This window comes from Nocardia arthritidis (assembly GCF_011801145.1).
Lineage (GTDB): Bacteria > Actinomycetota > Actinomycetes > Mycobacteriales > Mycobacteriaceae > Nocardia > Nocardia arthritidis_A.
This window is the reverse complement of record NZ_CP046172.1, coordinates 6,871,948-6,888,461: the sequence shown is the minus strand read 5'-3', so window position 1 is coordinate 6,888,461 and position 16,514 is coordinate 6,871,948. Positions and strand designations below refer to the sequence as shown.

The following is a 16,514-nucleotide window of genomic DNA, read 5'->3' as shown; positions in this document are numbered from 1 at the left end:
CCGGCGCCACCGTGCTGAGATGTCAGCTGAAGCGCAGGTTGCTGACGCCGACGTTCAGGTAGCGCACCGAGTTGATGGCGCACGGGCCGGTCTGGGACAGGCCGTCCACCGCGGCCTGGTCGACAACCAACTGACCACCGGCACCAGGTCCGTCGACGATGGCCAGGGTGTTGATCATGGGCGCGCCGAGTCCGCCGGGCACCCGCCACGGACCGACCAGCGTGCTGACCTCACCGTTGGCCCAGTTGAACTTGGCGTTCACCTGGCCTGCGACGTCGAGGCAGTTCCCGGAGCCGGTGAACTGCCCGACGAAGGTGCCGCCGCCCGCGGGCGTGCCCTGGCAACCGCCGAAGTTGCCGACGAATGTCGCGCCGATCGGGCCCTGAACCAAACCGATGGGGTTGGTGGAGAAATTAACCGCGCCACCCGAGCAGGAACCCTGAAGCGGGGTCGCCGTCGCGGTTCCGCCGAGGCACAGCGGAGCGAACAGTGCGGCGGCTGTCAACGTAGCTGCGGCGACTCGTCGTGCGGACAACATCTATGAACACCTGTCTTTCGTGGATGGTGAGAGTGTGGAACTGACGCGCTTATTCATTCCTGTGATCGCGGCCCCGGTCTTCTCGCCTGTCGAATTCGATAACCGGAATCCCGACTCCGTTGTGGCGAACCATTTTGCTGAGCCGAAATGATCAACAGAAATTCGGCGACAAACGCGGGTGCATGTGAACTTCGAGGCGAAGTGTAGGGTCGGTAGTCGATCCGGGCCAGGAGCATGAGCTCTTCTTCAATATGGTGTAAGGCCCGGTCATCCATCCACCCGCCTCGGAATCGGAGCGCTACCGTCGCGAGTGTTCTGTTCGTATCCAGCGATACCGGCCTATTTCGTCAGCGCAGTTCAGCGGGCTCGATGTCCGCCGGGGCCAGGAAATCCGCTGTGACACCGTCCTCGATGTCACAGCAGATCAGGGACATTCCAATTCCAGCCAACCGTCGATGCCTCGGTCGGCGAGTTCGGCGACAAGCAGCAATCAGCGGAAACCCCAGCCACTGAGCTTATTCACCGGCCGGTTGGTAGAAGTGCAGCCAGACCACGCCTGAGATTTTTTGTTCGAAGGTGTGCATGGGTCGTCGGTGGTCCCGGCTGTACACCGGTGATCGCCGGGCGGTGGCCATGCAAGTTACGTAACGACCGGCAGGTATGTGACGAAAAACATGTCACAGGTTCGTTATGCCGGTCACAAAGAGATTGGTCGACGCCGGACCTCCGTCCTGAGGAGGACGTCATGTTCAGCAGTATTCGCAAATCCGCAGGCGTGCTGGCCATCGCCGCAACGCTGGCGGTTCCCGGGGTGCTCGCCGGTACCACCAATGCTCAAACGGTGGTGGATGTGGCATGCACGGGAGGCTCCTTCAGGCTGTTGGTGCATCCCGATCAGACTGTCGACGGCACAGGCACCTTGACCGGCTGCTCCTCACCGACGGACCCGGCTATCACCTCGGCCACCGTCAGCATCAGCGGCTCCGCCACCATTGACACCGGCGTGGAGATCGTCACGCAAACCACGGACACGATCACCTTCAACACCGGGGCGGTGGCCACGGTGAACGAAACTCGCACCATCACCGGCGCCTCGACGGTGGTCGAGTCCGGTACAGGCGCTGGGATCGACCCCTCGGGCGAGACCGAAGCGGGCACAGGCACACGGTCGCTGCAAGGCGCGAACACCAAGGTCACCGCGATCCTCAACCTGGCGATCGTCCTCGCTGTGGTGTTATAGGGGCACCGTGTGAATGCGGTACGGCGGCGCGACGGGTGGCGCGTCGCCGTCTACCGCTGGTGTCCTCGTCTCGCAACGACGCTGGTTGGCCGTCAGCGCGACCTCGGTGACTGTTGTCGTCGCCTCGATGATTCGGTGCGGTGACGGCGTACCGGATCCGCACTCCCGCCCGGCGCGCATGCCACGGCCAATTCGTCGTCGCCGATGGTTCGCGTGAACTTCGCCGACGACTGGAGCGGGCCCAGCGCCACATCCCACGCCGAATCCGACTGCATGGCCAGTGCCATCAGCGATGGTGTCGCGACTCCGGAAATTACCGCTGGCCATGGGCCGCGAAGTGCGAATCTCGTTCCGCGGAGCAGGGACTGCGCGCCGCGTACAGTGCGGCCCCGACGGCGCCGCACTGTCCGGGATCGGCCGACCGCACCACCTGTGGGCCGAGCTCCGAGAGCACATACATCGCTTCGGGTCCCCGGCAGGCCCCGCCCACCACCAGAATTCGGCCGATCTCCGACATCGGCATACCCGCTTGCCAGACCGTCTCCCGAACGAGGCTCATGGAGTCGCGAATATGTGCGCTCCGCACCTTCACCACGTCCACGACCTCCGAATGCGGCTGGTCGAAGCCTGTTGCCGATATCGTCGCGGCCTGCCGCGCGATCAGCGCGCTGAGTGGTCTGCCGCCGAATTCGTATGAGCGCGTGGATGTTCCGGCGATCTCATAGCAGCCGCAGTCCGGATCGGCGCGGACAACGGTGATGTCGAGGCTGTTCGCACCGAGGTCGTAGACCAGGATGGGACGGCTGTCCGAGTGACCGTGCTCGTGCCGGAGCCACTCCACGGCGGCGATCGGTTCCGGCACCATCCGCACCCGCCGCCCGCCCGCCGAATCGTGCGCTTGCCGCAGCAGAGCCACCTGTTTGTTCGAATAGCATGCCGGATAGGTCGAGACGACGGCCGCGCCGGTCGGCGCCGACGTCAGCCGATTACGGACGACTGCCGCGATCAGCTTCGGCGGTGACCACAGCTGTCCATCGACCGATATCGCTTCGGAATCGTTCGCAAGATCGGCGAAATCGGTGATGGTCGAACCGGATTCGCTCGGTGCACGCACGCGGCCATTATCTTCGGGATCGAGGTGGACGCCGGTGCGTGCGGTGCGCACCGATAGTCCGGCATCGCGGGTCGCCACCGCGAATACGGTGTTCACCGTGCCGATGGTCAACCCGATCCCGACAGTGTCGCGGCGCTGTCCCGAGTCTGCCGTTCTGTTCCACACGTTCGCCATGCCAAAATGTCCCCGCAATATCCGAATAGGAGAGGGCATCAGATCTCGAACAGTCCTGCCGCGCTCAATTTCTTGCGCAATTCGAGGTCGGTGAGCAGCTTGACGAATCGCTCGACATGCGGTGACATATCTTTCGTGTGTAAGGCCAGCTTCCTGGTGATCGTGGGCGTCGGGCTGATATAGGACAGTTGCGGCGAGCAGCCGAGCAGCGCCATCCGTGGCACCACCGCCACTCCGATGCCGTGCTCGACCAGGCTCAATACCGTCGCGACGTCCGGCGCCAGCACCGCATACCTGATTTCGACACCCGCCCGGCCCGATTCCTGGGCCAGAATTCCCGCGATCTCCGAGCTCGTTCCGTAGCCGATCCAGGGGAGTCGGGCCAGCTGCTGCCAGGAACCGTCGAGACGATTCCGTAGATCGGACCGGCACGCGACGACGAGTTCCTCGAAGCCGAAGACGTGTGCCTGGCCCGGCGTCTTATCCAAGGGACCCAGCGCAACGTCGATGCTGCCGTGGCCGAGCGCCGAGGACAACTGGTACCCGTTGGCGAACGTCCGCACATCGATGGTCCCGAAATTCCGGGTGTGCCGCATCCTGCCGATGATCGGCGGCATGAGCTTACGGGCGATCGTCGGCGAGGTTCCGATGGTCAGCACGCTTTCGTTGAAGGTTTGCCCCATGACCATCGCCCCGTGTGCGGAATCGACGACATTCGATGCCTGGGTGAAGAATTCTCTGCCGAATTTGGTCAGGCTCGACCGCCGCGAATCGGGGCTGAACAATTTGTGACCCAGCGAGTTCTCCAGCGCGCCGATCGAATGCGACATCGCGGAGGGGGTCACCCCGAATCTTTTGGCGGCGGCGGACATCGAACCGAGGCGGACCGCGCTCACAAAATAGTCGAACTGTCGCAGCGTAATAGCGCTGGAGGCCAAGAGAGCTTGTTCAGGCATCGAAGTCTTTCGGTATCGAGCGGATAGCTGAAGATCGGCAGGTACCGAGGATGTGACGGTGTATAGCAGATTTGTGAACACCACCTCGACTGGTAGACGGATCATATGCGCCGAAAACCCGGGGCGTCAACGAAATGTTAACGTCTGCGGCCTGTTAGCTGAGTCACCTTTACGGGTCAATCAAATGAAATACCCTGGTTACGAAACAACGCGTGGAATCATGTCTCGGAAAACTTCCGCAGGTACTGAAATGAACGACTGCGGACGGCCATCTCAACAGTTCGGCGGCGATGGCCGGATCCGCCTTTTTCTGGCCGAAATTATCACTTACGGCGCGGACGTTGAGACGAATCTCAATTATCTTGAAAGCGTAATGGACCGGCTGGTAGGTAACCGATCGGCCACCTACTCTGTCGCTGCGAAGCAAAGGGATGCCGCGGCGGCCACCGAAATCCGAGGGCCGGGAACGAGAGGGACATTGGTGATCTGGGATTACGCATTGCGTTCGAGAAGCCGTCGAAGGGCACGCGCCGCGCACCGGACCGGAGGATTTCTCCTCACCGTGCTCGCCGTCGGATCCATGCTCACCGCGGCCGTTTCGGCGGCGGATGCGGCACCGCGCCGGTGTGAGACGGACGCCTGGGAATCGATCTCGTCGACCATCCCGGAGGCGCGGCTCACCGATCAGATGAAGCAGCGAATCAGAAAGGGCCCCGATATCCCGGCGCCGTGGGATCTCAGCTCATCGGACGGATTGGTGCTGTGGGCGATGTGGCCCAGGCCCAGCGACACTTTCCTACTGCCCGCGGAAATCCGTGATACCGCGCTACCGATGATGCGATGGGGGTTCACCACCAGATATTCGTATACGCCGGTGGGTCCGTACAACGAGATCGACACCATGATCCAATACGGCCGTATTTCGAAACCCGGTATCTACATGCATACACCGTTCATACCGGTGGACAGTCCGGATACCGCCAAGAACGGGCGCAACAACTGGGGATTTCCGAAAACGCTCGCCGACTTCACCGGTAGCCCGCGTCTCGGCGAGACACTCACCGCGAGCGGTCCGGGATGGTCGGTCTCGGTATCCTCCAAACCATTGCCCGGAAATATCAGCATGACACTGCCAGAATTCGTCGAGTACATTCGGATGCCGCAGCAGATCTCTTTCGAACAGCCGTCACCGGCCTGTGGGCTCAAGACCTTACGCAGTCTGCGACTCGGTGGCATGTCCGCCTCGGTTCGGCTCGCCGTCGTCACGGTGAAAACAGAGGGCAGCGATGAACTACGGGCACTCCTGCCGAGCGGCATCTATCCCGCCGGTTATTTCGCCTTCGAGAAACTCGGGTTCGATCAGCCGGGCATGAATTGAAGCGTTCAGCATCCCCAGACGCGGCACCCGAAGTAGATCAGTTGATGGAGAATTTCATGATTTCGTCACGTCGAGCCGCGCTGCGGACCGGTCGGAAATTATTGCATATCGCACTCACCGCAGGCGTAATGCTGCTGCCGGTCATCCTCGACCAGCAGAATGCCGCGGCGGAACCCGGAGTCGTCACCGAATGGACGACAGTTCCGTCGTCCATTCCGGAGGCCCGGCTGACCGACAGCATGATCGCACGGGCCCCGCGCGAATCGAATACCGCGCCATGGCGGGTGCGTGCCGACGGGTTCGTCGTCTGGTTCTCCGGGGCCGATCCGAAGGACCGTAACCTACTCACCCCCGCACTCGACTACGACGCGACGTTGCTGGGCAAGGTTTCCTGGTTCGCGCATTATCAGTCGGACCTGGGTCCGTATAACGAGCTCGCCGGGGTACTCAACTACGGCCGTACCGGCGGTGCACATATGACGATCCCCTTCCTCCCGGTGGACAGCGGCGTCAGCATGCGGTCGGCGCGTGAGCGGTGGGCTATGCCGAAAACCCTCGCGGAATTCTCCGGCGGCGTGCCCGCACCCGGCAAAACGATATCCGCGCGCGGTGCGGGCTGGGAGGTGAGTATCACCTCGAAACTGCGCGGCACGCGGATCCCGGTGATCCAGCTCGCCGGTCTGGTGCAGGCGCCCGGATTCTTGTCCATCGAACAGCAATTGGCCGATGGCCGGGTCGTCCAGAGCCGCCGCGTCGGTATCGACGGTTATGCGCCCGCGGTGGAACTGCTCGAGGTCGAGGTGTCGACCAAGGGCAGTGATCAACTGCGGCAGCTGATTCCGAGCGGAAAATTCCTGGGCGCCTATGTGCCCGCGGCGAATTTCGACCTGCTCAGCGGCGATTTTCGATAACAGGAAGGGATGATCGGCGGTGGACAGGTCGCTATTGACCCGGCGCGCGCTGCTGCGGGGCGCGACGACATTCGGGGCCGCGGCGGGTGCGGCGATGCTGGCACGCACGCGGGCACGAGCGGATAACCCGTCCCATCGGACGGCGATCGTCATCGGCAGCGGATTCGGTGGGGCGATCGCGGCTTACCGGTTGGCCGCGGCGGGTGTTGATGTGCTCACCCTCGAGCGCGGCCGTGCCTACTGCCAGAGCGATGAGGCGATGGTTTTCGACTCCGCCCTGGATTACCGGGATCCGCGCTGGCTGTGGGATCCGAATCCGGCCAAGGTCACCGGGCTGGGCGAACCGTATGTGGCCGAGTCGGTCGGCATCGGTGTCGCGGCCTGTGTCGGCGGCGGATCCACGCTGTACGCCGGTGCCACGGTGCCGCCGGCGCGGCGTTATTTCGACAAGGTCTTCCCGACCGGCCTCGGCTACGACGAGTTGGCATCGGTCTACTGGCCGCGGGTCGTGGAACGGTTGGGCGCGCGGCCTGTACCGGACGATGTGCGCGCCGGCGCCGCCTTCGCGCACGTCCGCCTCGCCGACGAACAGCTGGCCGCGGCGGGTATGCCTACCGAGCCGGTGCTGTCCACCTACAACTGGGACAAATTCCGTGCCGTCGTCGATCGGACCGGCGGCGCGCCGACCGAGTCCGGTCCGTCGTGCTCGTGGCAGCGCGACGGCGTCAAGAATTCGGTGACCGGCAACTATCTGCGCTGGGCCGCGCAATCACCGAAATGGAATCTGCTCGAGCTGCGCGATGTGCGGCACATCGCCTACGAGAACGGGAAATTCACCGTCGACGTCGCGGTGCTCGACGGCGCCGACCGCTCGGAAACCTATACCTGCGACCATCTGTTCCTGGGAGCGGGAACGCTCGGAACCGCCCGGCTGCTGCTGCGATCCCGCAAACGCGGCGGGCTGCCCGATCTCAACGAGCATGTCGGCACGCTGGTCGGCGATAACGGCGATCAGGTGACCTGCCGGACCGTGGATGCGAAACTCCCGGGCAGGCCGGCATCGGCGATCATCACCTCGGCGTTCGTCGATGACGATCCGAACTATCTGCCGGTACGGGTGGAAACCATGAGCATTCCCGGGCCGGTCGGCGCGGCGCCGCTGCTCGCGCAATTGACGACCACCGCCGACTGGGAACATCGCACGTCCTGGACCTGGCGCGGAGACGAGCCGATGCTCACGCTGCCCGCGGATAGTTGGCGGGATTCGCTGCGGGCCGCCAACCGGATACACGAGCGTATTATCGAACGCCACGGCGGATCATCGAAACTGTTGTCTCCCAATGGGTTTCCCTTCGTGCCCGGGCTCTCGTTCACAGTTCATCCGCTGGGTGGGGTGCCGATCGGCGCGGCGACCGATCTCGACGGGCGGGTGATCGGCTACCGGAATCTCTACGTGGTCGACGGCTCGTTGATTCCAGGAAATTGCGCGGGCGCGAATCCCTCACTCACCATCGCGGGGCTCGCCGAGCGCGTTATGGATCGCGTACTCGGCGATATCGCGAAATAAGTGGTCGCGCGGTTCGGATGCTGATCGCCGGGCTCGAGGCCGCCGTGGCGGACGGCCCCCGGCGTTCGACCCCGCACGTGGCCAGTCAAGATTTGGAAAGCAGGTCACTCCCGCCGGATTCACTGGAGTGACCCGCGTACTGGTATCACCGAGCAGTCGGCCGATCCGCGGTATGCGCTTCGGCTGCCGCGATGGCCGCTATCCGGTCGAAGATTATCGTGATTCGTCGCCAGCCCTCAGTCATCGTGGCCCGCAGATCCTCCAATTCCAGCGGCGAGGCGTCGGTAAGCAGTTCGATACCCATTTCGACGTGATCGGCATCGTGTTCGCCATGCTCACGGAAGTGCGGCATATCGGCGAAGGCCGGAGCCGCATTCTGATGGAAGATCTCACCGGCGGTCTCCAGCACGATGTGCATGAGCATCGACTTTGTCACATCGCTACCATGGAGCATCTGGAAATCGAACCATGCCATTGCTGAAGTGAGCTGCTCATCGGATATCGGTTTTTCGTCGGCGCCGCGTTGCTTGCGGAGGTTGGCGTTATGACCGAGCTCTTCATCGAGATGTTCCAGAGCAACCGTCTTGTGCCGCGGGTCGCGAGTTCGGGCTACCCGCAGATGAAGCAGATCCTGGAATACGTCCGACCAGATTTGAAGGCCGTCGAGTACCCGTTCGCGAACCTCGGTCTGCCGAATGTAGGAGCTGTCGATCAGCTTTGACAGCTCGTTGGTTCGGAAAACATCGGCATGTTTCTTGTTATCGGTCAGCAGTACACCCACCGTCTGCTTCGAACCAGGCTGGTCGGCTGCGAAAGAACCATTGTCGTCGGTAATTTCAGGGGTGCGCGCTCGCATATTATACTTCTCCTCATTAGTGGACATCTCGCCCTTGACTTGGTCGACGGCCGGGCACGAGGATCGCCCTTCGACGCAAACTCGTCAGCATCCCCGCCGGAATGGCCCGCCCGCAACGGCTCACCTTGCGGCACAACACGATCGGCTACACCCCACCCACTGCCACCGCCCCGCCCGACAACGGCCCGATCCGAAATGACGTGGAAAAGCTTGGCAGACCAGCGACTATCTCACTTCCTCAAATCTTCGGTGCCATGAAAACCTAACCGAAGATGTCCGCGGACCGCCATGTGCTGATAGCACAAATTCGTCCGCGACCGCGCACAATATCGGCCCGGCTGCAACTACACAGGCCACCAAAATTCGCCTGTACCAACATCTTCAGCTCACGGGTGCCGCCGAGATTCCAGGCGCCCAGTGAACAAGGGGGCGAAAGCCCGTTACTACTTGCGTGATTGAGGGGAGATGAAGTAGCAACGGGCCTCCTGATGCCATTGGTCGTGATGGATCAACCCATGACACGTCAATTTTAACTCCGCGCCACCGTAAGCAGTGCAAACCGGTTCGGCATTTCAACTCGCCCTGCACCCGAACCGCCCCACACGCAGGGCAAAAGCCCAACCCCAACCTCTCCCGGGTTGAGACAGACTTCAATCCCGGCCAGCCAGCAGCTCGGTGCATCGGTCTAGACCATTTAAGCCTGCGGTCACCCGGCGGTCGCCCGATGGCAACTCTCGCTGTGGACCCTCGTCGGTGGTGTTTCGAGTCCCGATGGGATCGGCGATTCCGGTGTGAGAGGGTGCGAATGCGGTTCGAACGGAGAAGGTTCCTCACAGGTGCGGCGGCAGCTGCCGCAGCGGTCACGCTGCCTGCGGCACTGCGCACGCCGCTGGCGATGGCAGCGGATTCGGAGTCGATCAGTTTCAACGTGATCAGCGACATACAAGGCGATTTGGGCGATCTGCGGCGCGCCCTGGCGGATATGCGGGTCGTCAATCCGGACAGCGCAGGGCTTGCCATCGCCGGTGACATCACCCCGCGCGGCTTCGATTCCGAATATGCTGCGGTATCAAAGGTTTTCGGGAGCAATGAGCATGCGAAGACAATCGCGTGGGCGATCGGCAACCACGAGTTCTATGTCCCGAAGTGGAAGGATGAGCGCACCCTCGCACAGGCGACGTGGCCGAATGGGGTCGTCGAGGATTCGTTGTTCAAGAGCTTCTACAACTTCGCGGGCCGCAACACCATCTACTCCGAAACGATCTTCGGCGGAATCCCGGTGCTGGCCATCGGCACCGAGCGCTATCAGCACTACTACGACCAGAATCTCTGGGACGAGGTGTGGATCAGCGAGACTCAGTTCACCTGGCTGGCGGAGCGGCTGCGGTACTGGTCCGATCAACGAAAACCGGTCATGGTCATCAGCCATCACCCGCTACCTGATTCGGTATCCGGTTCGAACACCAAGCGCTACAACAAGGATTACACCCAGATCGACCGACTGCTCGGCATTCTCGGCCGGTATCCGGATGTCTTCTTTTTCAGCGGGCATACCCACTGGGACCTCGGACTGCCGGATTGGATCGCTACCAAAGTCGTGCCGGGCACCGGTAATGCCAAGGGCTTCACCACCATCAACACCGGCTGCATTCAGACCGGCTACACCACCGACGGCCGCGGTGATGAGAAGGAGATTGGCGGACAGGTCAACCAGGGCTTGCAGGTCGAGGTAACCGGTGCCGAGGTGACCATCAAAGCGCGTGACTTCGCCGCGCGAAAGTGGTTGCAGACCAAGACGATTCCGCTGCAGAACGGTAGGTGACGCCGGTACGTGGTCGAGGGAACACCGCGCCCGCCGCCGACGGTGACCGCCGCTATCAGCAAGGCATCGAAAGCTCTTCCACGACAACGGTATTGCCGCCGAATCGTTTCGCCCGATACATGGCCGCATCCGCGCGCCGCAGCAGATGCGCCGGGTTGGGCGGGGGATATCCGGGCGCCGCGCTGTCGACTACCGCCACCCCGATGCTGGCGGTGACCCGTATTACCGGTTCGGCCGGCTCGGCGATGGCGCATCGGAGCCGCTCGGCCTCGGTGCGGGCGGATACTGCGGTCATTCTGGTGACGACGACGAATTCCTCGCCGCCGGTGCGGGCGACCACCGCGTCCTTACCCGCTGTCGACCGTAATCGCAGCGCGGTTCGCACCAGCACGGCGTCACCGATCTGATGGCCGAAGGTGTCGTTGACGACCTTGAACCGGTCGAGGTCGACGGAGATGATGCTGAGCGTGCTTCGGCCATCGCAGAATACCGACAGTTGGTATTCGAGGCCGCGCCGATTCAGCAGTCCGGTCAGCGGATCGCAGACCGACTCCGTGCGCAGCAGCCAATAGAGGAATTGCAGGGCGGGCAGCGCGGCGACCACCGCCGCCACCATCATGAGGACGATGGCTACCGCGGCCAGGGCATCGCCGCCGCCGGTAATGATGCGCATCGACAGGACGACAACCGACAACAGCGACCAGCATGCATGTGCCGCAAGGATTTTGGCGCTGTGGAAGAACGCGAGATAGCCGCCGGTGACCACCAGCAGGATCAGTCCGGCCGCGCCGTAGACGCGATTCACGCTTTGCAGACATGACGTCGTGATGAGGAAGTCGGCCAGACCGAACCATATGAGCGATTCCGCCGCACTGGGCCAGGGCAGGAACCACCAGCGCAGCGTCCACAACGCGGTCACGGCGATGACGCTCCACAGGAATACGCGGCCGAACTGGCTCTGCGGGCCGTACGGCGACAGTGCCGACAACGTCGCGATGACGCCCATGACCGCGCCGGTGACGGCGAGCACCCGTTTCCAGTCCAGTACCGAACGGGTTTCGAGACTGTGCAACAACCACTGGTAGTCCGTGTGATCCCGCCACCACTTTTTCAGTAATGCGTTGCTGTAGTCCATGGGCACCACCTACCGCCGATGAAAGAGACTCGGCAACACTCTGTAATCCTCTGGTGAGATTGCTGTACGGCAATGGATTTGATGGATGTCTGCTCGCTCGAATATTTGACCAACCACACGGTCGAGTCGGATCGATCCAACAAACTCTATGCGGACGCACCGCACGTCGCTATCCGATGGGCGTGACCGATATCCACCGGGCGCAGCATCGCACGTGACCGGATGCAAATAGTGGCCCAGCTCACAGGAAAGTGGAAGCGAATCGCTATTAGTCTTTCGTTCAACTGGAAGGACGGCCGACCGAACCCACCGGGATCGAAATCCAGAAAGATTCAGCGACCATGTCTGTTTCGAAGAAGGCCGCGGCTGTGGCCGTTGTGATCGCCGCTCCAGCGGATGTAGTCGATCCCATCCGATCGCCGGATGGCCGAACTCGGCCGACCGGACCACGCAATGCCGGGTGATCGGCCGATGACACTGCTGCGGGCCTGGTGGCGCGACTCGGTGAATTACCACTGGCTGGTGCGTACCCTCGAACACCGCGCGGCCCTCGGCCTGATCAGGGCCGTGATCGCTACGGGATGTGCCGTAATGGGGGTGATATCCCTGCTGACCCTGCTGTCCTCGGTTGGTCCGGACAGCCTCGGCGGCCGGGTGATTTTCGGGTTCATCGTCGGATTCGACGCGCTGGGCGCGGTGCGATGGTGGCTGCGACCGTGGCCGAACGTCACCGAATCGCTGACCATCTTTCTCAGCGGGGATGTCCTGACAACGCTCGCCTGCCTGGTGATCGGCGATCGCGTCTACGGTGCGACCACATCTCTGCTGCTGGTCGTCATCGGCGGCTATCTGACGTTCTTCCACAGCCCGCGGGTCCTCGCCCTGCATGTCGGTTGGTCCCTGCTGTCGGCGTTGGTGCTCACCGCGCGCATGCTGGCCCAGGATCCCCGCCACGGCCTCGCCATGGCGGTAGCGATTGTGTTGATCATGATGGCCACGAATGTGGTCGTCCTGCCGGCGCTGCAATTCCTCTACTGGCTGTTGCGTGTGGAGACCTTCTCGGATCCGCTGACCAATCTGCTCAACCGGCGCGGACTCGACTATTACCTGTCGAACTCGCTTCTCTCGCGCGGCGATCACGGACTCTGCCTCATGATCGTCGATCTCGATCGATTCAAAGCGGTCAACGACACCTTCGGACACCACGCCGGCGACCAGGTGCTCATCCAGATCGCCGATCAGCTCCGTGCCGCGGTCGTACCGGGCAGCATCGTCGCCAGGACCGGTGGCGAAGAATTCGTGATCGTGAGCCCCTTGATCGGCGCGGATGCGATCGCCGCCGCCGAGCAACTGCGCCTCGCGGTCGCGGCGACGCCGCACCTGCCCATTCCGGTAACCGCCAGCGTCGGGGTCGTGCAATGCGGTGGCGACCCGGCCCACCGCAGCCCCGAATACCTACTCAGGCACGCCGACAGCGCGATGTACACCGCCAAACGACACGGCCGCAACAGAATCGCGGTGGTGGACCACGCGCAATAGCGGAACAGACCGGCCTCGGCGCTGAACATGAGGTCAGCGAAGCAGCCAGTGTGCGCCACCACTCGCATGGTCGGTGATCGGTCGCCGGGCCAGTGGATTTTGTCGGGTCTTAAGTCCGATTGAGGGTGGGTAGTTTGGTGGCTTTTGTCGCGTTGGCCACCTCTGCGCAGTCGGCGGTAGTCGTGCCGGCGACTTGATTGGTGACGTTTTGCTTGCACGCCGCGGTGAGGGTGGACGACAAGGTCGCGTAATCCGCATCGGACGGAAGGAGGGTCTGAACGGTCCAGTACAGGCCGGCGACTTTTTCTATGCCGATACCTGTGACGGTTTGACCGTTCAAGCTTCCGCCGTCGGTGATGAGTTGGGCGGTTTTGTTTCCGACGCCGCTGTTGATATGGACGAATGCGCTCTGAGACGGGCCGGTGTACCAGTAGGTGGCTTTGTAGGTGTCGGGGTTTCTGCGCGCGGTGGGATCTTTCATATCGCGGATCACGCCCAGGGCGCTGCCGTCACCGATCTTCCAGCGGCCTTCCGAGTCGGCCTTGCCCATCGTGATATTGATGAGTTCTCCGAAGAGGTCGGACATGGACTCGTTGATGGCGCCGGATTCGTCGCGGTAGATGAGTCCGCTGGTGTGCTGTGTCACGCCGTGGGTGAGTTCGTGGCCGGTGATGTCTTGGGTGGCCAGACCCGCACCGTAGGCCATGTGATCGCCGGTCCAGAAAGCGTTACGGTACGGGCAGGGTTCCCATTCCTGCTGTTTCTGTTCTCGCTCCTCGGACGTGCAGATTCGGACCGTGGCACGCAGGGCCTTACCGTGTCCGTCGCCGGTGTCGTAACCGATGAAATCGGAGAGATCGGCCAGCGGAGTGTATTTGTTGTAGAACGCGTCCGCGTCTCCCAGGTAGGTGTAGATATTGTCGACATCAGCAACCGAGACGGGGGGCTTACCTTCGGTTCTGTCTGGAGTGAAGGTGGACGAGCCGCCACATTGCGTGGTCTCCGAGTCGTCGTCATCGGTGTCGATATCTGCCGAATCCGCGTCGCACACCACCCTGTTGAGGTGTTGTTTGTCGCTCCAGGAATCGAGCACACGGCCGGTGTCGGTGGCATCGACGAAGACGGTCCACTTCGCGGAGCCGGCGACGTCGATCCGGTAGGCCGGGACCGCCTGACTGTCGGCATCGGTTACGGCCGCAAGCTTGGGGTCGTACCAGTTCGCCCGTTGCTCGACGACAGACAGCTTGTCCGCCGGTACGTGGGATTGATCGGCCACGGCCCGCACGGCTGTCCGAAACACCTCCGCAGGCGGTGTCGACGGGTTCTGCGGATACGCGCCCCGGAACTTCTGAGTCAGTGCTCCGGTCGCCGAGAGGAGCGATCCGTCCGCCGAGAGCGACTGCGCCACCGAAGCCCCGAAGACCGGTACGGAATCAATCTCCTGGCGCAGCCGCACGGTTGAGCCCGATCCGACCGGAAACACCGCGTCGACGACCAGACTGCCCACGGACTTCGCGCCGAAGACTTCTCCGACACCCTCCGCGTGCGCTACCGCAGCGGCGCCCGGATTCCCGCCACCCGAGGAGGCGGGCACCGGCTTTTCGGGGACAACCTGGGTGACAACACCCTGCGAGTCTTTCTCCACCACTTTCGGGACGGTCTGAAGGCCCGAACCACCCGGGGCCGGACCAGGATCACCGGCAGCCACACCAAACGACAACAAAGCACCACACAAAACAGTCGTCGCGAACGACAGACCACGGACGGCCTCACATGAATTAGACAAGAAATCTCCTGAGTTTATTGCAGGTGGACTTACCTGGCCTGGTCGGCGACGTCGAGGCAATTACCCGGAGCCGGTGAATCGCGCCAGGCGCGGTGCCGGTGTCGTGGTATTTCCCGCCGATAGCCGGGAATCGGCGCATTTCCGCCGCCGTCGCGCGATCCGATGTCCGGCTCTCTCGACTTGCGTCGACCCGGACAAGGCGGACGTGCTCCACTTTCGCCGGTTGTTGCCATCCAGACAGTGCTTCGAATATCGGTTCGATCGAACGATGGAAGGAAGGCCGGGATGTTTCCGACGGATATACGTTTCGCTCGCCTTCGGCGCGCCGCTGTCCTCACGATCCTGGCGAGTACCGCGATCGCGGCGGCGAGTCCGCCGGCGCATGCCGAGTCCGCGCCGAAGGACGTGGCACTGGCCCTCTCGGTCATGAACGGTCGCTGCTTCCAAAGCGCCGGTATCCCGAGCGATGCGATTCCGATGGGTGACGGACTGACCGCGGTGCCCGCCGGCGCGCACGTCGACCTGGTCGTCGCGTTCGGCTACACGCCGGCCAGCGGGGCCGTTTTCACGATGCCGACCCATGGGGTATCGGCCGACCTGGCGACGAATATGGCGTGGTACCTGCAGGTCGACAAGATTGACCTCGGGGTGCTGCAAGAGGGCGAATACCCCTATCAATTGGCCATCGCGGGAGGCACCGGAAGCTCGGGCCTCGGCTGCACCGGCACGATCGCCGCGGTTTAGCACGCGTCGCCTCCGGTCCGGGCCGGGATCGGAGGCGCGCTGCCGGTAGCAATGACAGCGGTCCGGCTACTGCCGATCAATCGCGGCGCCCCGCCCGAGACGGGGCGGAGCGCCGACGAATCACGGAAGCCGGATCACTCAGCGCACGGCCGCGCTGCCGGACCCCAGGATCTTCGCGAGTCCTTCGGCGAGGCCGCTCACGCCCGACGCCATACTGCTGGAGCCCGACGCTATTCCGCTCGAGCCGGTCGAGTTCCTGTCATAACGATCGTAGGCGTAGCCGCGGTCGTAGCTCGGGGATAGGTGCGCCGGAAGGGCAGGGGCGGCGGAGGCGACGGCTGTGCCCGAGAAGACAACGGCACCGGCGGCAACGACCGCGAGTCCGAGCGTGCGAGTCCACTTCATTCTTGTTTCCTTTGCAGCGAATCGATGGAAATTTCGGCGGGCGAGTCAGGGATATGGCGATATGTTGCGGATGAGACACCGTCTCGGAGACACCGATTTCCCGGACCGTCGGCGAGATCGCCTGGTGCACACCCGGACCGGACAACCCTGGCCGGCCCGAGTGTCATAAAACGCTAACCGACGGTGGCCGCGGACTACTATGTGCTGACATCACAAATTCATCCGAGCACGCGCACAATTCGTGGCAGTTCGAAATGTTGAATCGGCGGCGTAGCGCTCCCTCCAGATCACACCGAAATGCCGTTTGCGCAGCCGATACGCGACCCTCATGAACGCGAAGCGGTCGACG

At 62.9% G+C, this 16,514-nt stretch carries 14 protein-coding genes; 7 read left to right on the top strand and 7 right to left on the bottom strand.

What is annotated here, in order from left to right; all coding sequences use genetic code 11:
* Positions 1-22: 22 nt before the first annotated feature.
* The gene (locus tag F5544_RS31160; protein ID WP_167476487.1) at positions 23-538 is read right to left on the bottom strand and encodes a hypothetical protein; all 516 of its coding nucleotides are present in this window, start codon (positions 536-538) and stop codon (positions 23-25) included.
* A 745-nt stretch (positions 539-1,283) separates the two neighbouring features.
* Between F5544_RS31160 and F5544_RS31155 the strand changes: the two genes are divergently transcribed.
* Positions 1,284-1,778 (top strand): hypothetical protein, encoded by a 495-nt coding sequence (locus tag F5544_RS31155; RefSeq protein WP_167476486.1) that lies wholly within the window; start codon positions 1,284-1,286, stop codon positions 1,776-1,778.
* Positions 1,779-2,091: 313 nt separating this feature from the next.
* Here F5544_RS31155 and F5544_RS31150 read toward each other — a convergent pair whose 3' ends face one another.
* A complete protein-coding gene (locus tag F5544_RS31150; RefSeq protein WP_167476485.1) occupies positions 2,092-2,988 on the bottom strand; it encodes an Hsp70 family protein in 897 nt (298 codons plus the stop codon).
* 116 nt (positions 2,989-3,104) lie between these two features.
* Positions 3,105-4,022, bottom strand: coding sequence for a LysR family transcriptional regulator (locus tag F5544_RS31145; protein WP_275106978.1), 918 nt, complete (start codon positions 4,020-4,022; stop codon positions 3,105-3,107).
* 73 nt (positions 4,023-4,095) lie between these two features.
* On the opposite strand from F5544_RS31145, the gene F5544_RS31140 reads away from it, so the two are divergent.
* The 3 genes from F5544_RS31140 to F5544_RS31130 are packed head-to-tail and all read left to right on the top strand — an operon-like array spanning position 4,096 to position 7,878.
* Positions 4,096-5,400: an acetoacetate decarboxylase family protein gene (locus F5544_RS31140; RefSeq protein ID WP_167476483.1), complete on the top strand. Its 1,305-nt coding sequence runs from the start codon at positions 4,096-4,098 to the stop codon at positions 5,398-5,400.
* 56 nt (positions 5,401-5,456) lie between these two features.
* Positions 5,457-6,311: an acetoacetate decarboxylase family protein gene (locus F5544_RS31135; RefSeq protein WP_167476482.1), complete on the top strand. Its 855-nt coding sequence runs from the start codon at positions 5,457-5,459 to the stop codon at positions 6,309-6,311.
* 19 nt (positions 6,312-6,330) lie between these two features.
* Positions 6,331-7,878 carry a GMC oxidoreductase gene (locus F5544_RS31130; protein WP_167476481.1) on the top strand — a complete coding sequence of 516 codons (1,548 nt, stop codon included), beginning with the start codon at positions 6,331-6,333 and terminating at the stop codon, positions 7,876-7,878.
* A 145-nt stretch (positions 7,879-8,023) separates the two neighbouring features.
* On the opposite strand, the gene F5544_RS31125 is transcribed toward F5544_RS31130, so the two are convergent.
* Entirely contained in the window at positions 8,024-8,734 is a 711-nt protein-coding gene (locus tag F5544_RS31125) for a hypothetical protein (RefSeq protein WP_167476480.1), read from the bottom strand.
* A gap of 805 nt (positions 8,735-9,539) precedes the next feature.
* On the opposite strand from F5544_RS31125, the gene F5544_RS31120 reads away from it, so the two are divergent.
* The gene (locus tag F5544_RS31120) at positions 9,540-10,556 is read left to right on the top strand and encodes a DUF4073 domain-containing protein (RefSeq protein ID WP_167476479.1); all 1,017 of its coding nucleotides are present in this window, start codon (positions 9,540-9,542) and stop codon (positions 10,554-10,556) included.
* A gap of 55 nt (positions 10,557-10,611) precedes the next feature.
* Here the strand turns inward: F5544_RS31120 and F5544_RS31115 are convergent, their stop codons facing one another.
* Entirely contained in the window at positions 10,612-11,691 is a 1,080-nt protein-coding gene (locus F5544_RS31115; protein ID WP_167476478.1) for a GGDEF domain-containing protein, read from the bottom strand.
* 471 nt (positions 11,692-12,162) lie between these two features.
* Between F5544_RS31115 and F5544_RS31110 the strand changes: the two genes are divergently transcribed.
* Positions 12,163-13,230, top strand: coding sequence for a GGDEF domain-containing protein (locus F5544_RS31110; RefSeq protein WP_167476477.1), 1,068 nt, complete (start codon positions 12,163-12,165; stop codon positions 13,228-13,230).
* A gap of 109 nt (positions 13,231-13,339) precedes the next feature.
* Here F5544_RS31110 and F5544_RS47650 read toward each other — a convergent pair whose 3' ends face one another.
* On the bottom strand, positions 13,340-14,878 hold the full coding sequence (locus F5544_RS47650) for a M4 family metallopeptidase (protein WP_167476476.1): 1,539 nt from the start codon (positions 14,876-14,878) through the stop codon (positions 13,340-13,342).
* Between the two features lie 543 nt (positions 14,879-15,421).
* Between F5544_RS47650 and F5544_RS31100 the strand changes: the two genes are divergently transcribed.
* The gene (locus tag F5544_RS31100; RefSeq protein WP_167476475.1) at positions 15,422-15,760 is read left to right on the top strand and encodes a hypothetical protein; all 339 of its coding nucleotides are present in this window, start codon (positions 15,422-15,424) and stop codon (positions 15,758-15,760) included.
* A 138-nt stretch (positions 15,761-15,898) separates the two neighbouring features.
* Here the strand turns inward: F5544_RS31100 and F5544_RS31095 are convergent, their stop codons facing one another.
* A complete protein-coding gene (locus F5544_RS31095) occupies positions 15,899-16,165 on the bottom strand; it encodes a hypothetical protein (RefSeq protein ID WP_167476474.1) in 267 nt (88 codons plus the stop codon).
* Positions 16,166-16,514: the final 349 nt, after the last annotated feature.

What these genes read in the sequence shown, in the direction of transcription:
- F5544_RS31160 (WP_167476487.1), bottom strand. Translation starts at nt 538, where the DNA reads ATGTTGTCCGCACGACGAGTCGCCGCAGCTACGTTGACAGCCGCCGCA.
- F5544_RS31155 (WP_167476486.1), top strand. Translation starts at nt 1,284, where the DNA reads ATGTTCAGCAGTATTCGCAAATCCGCAGGCGTGCTGGCCATCGCCGCA.
- F5544_RS31145 (WP_275106978.1), bottom strand. Translation starts at nt 4,022, where the DNA reads ATGCCTGAACAAGCTCTCTTGGCCTCCAGCGCTATTACGCTGCGACAG.
- F5544_RS31135 (WP_167476482.1), top strand. Translation starts at nt 5,457, where the DNA reads ATGATTTCGTCACGTCGAGCCGCGCTGCGGACCGGTCGGAAATTATTG.
- F5544_RS31125 (WP_167476480.1), bottom strand. Translation starts at nt 8,734, where the DNA reads ATGCGAGCGCGCACCCCTGAAATTACCGACGACAATGGTTCTTTCGCA.
- F5544_RS31120 (WP_167476479.1), top strand. Translation starts at nt 9,540, where the DNA reads ATGCGGTTCGAACGGAGAAGGTTCCTCACAGGTGCGGCGGCAGCTGCC.
- F5544_RS31115 (WP_167476478.1), bottom strand. Translation starts at nt 11,691, where the DNA reads ATGGACTACAGCAACGCATTACTGAAAAAGTGGTGGCGGGATCACACG.
- F5544_RS31110 (WP_167476477.1), top strand. Translation starts at nt 12,163, where the DNA reads ATGACACTGCTGCGGGCCTGGTGGCGCGACTCGGTGAATTACCACTGG.
- F5544_RS31095 (WP_167476474.1), bottom strand. Translation starts at nt 16,165, where the DNA reads ATGAAGTGGACTCGCACGCTCGGACTCGCGGTCGTTGCCGCCGGTGCC.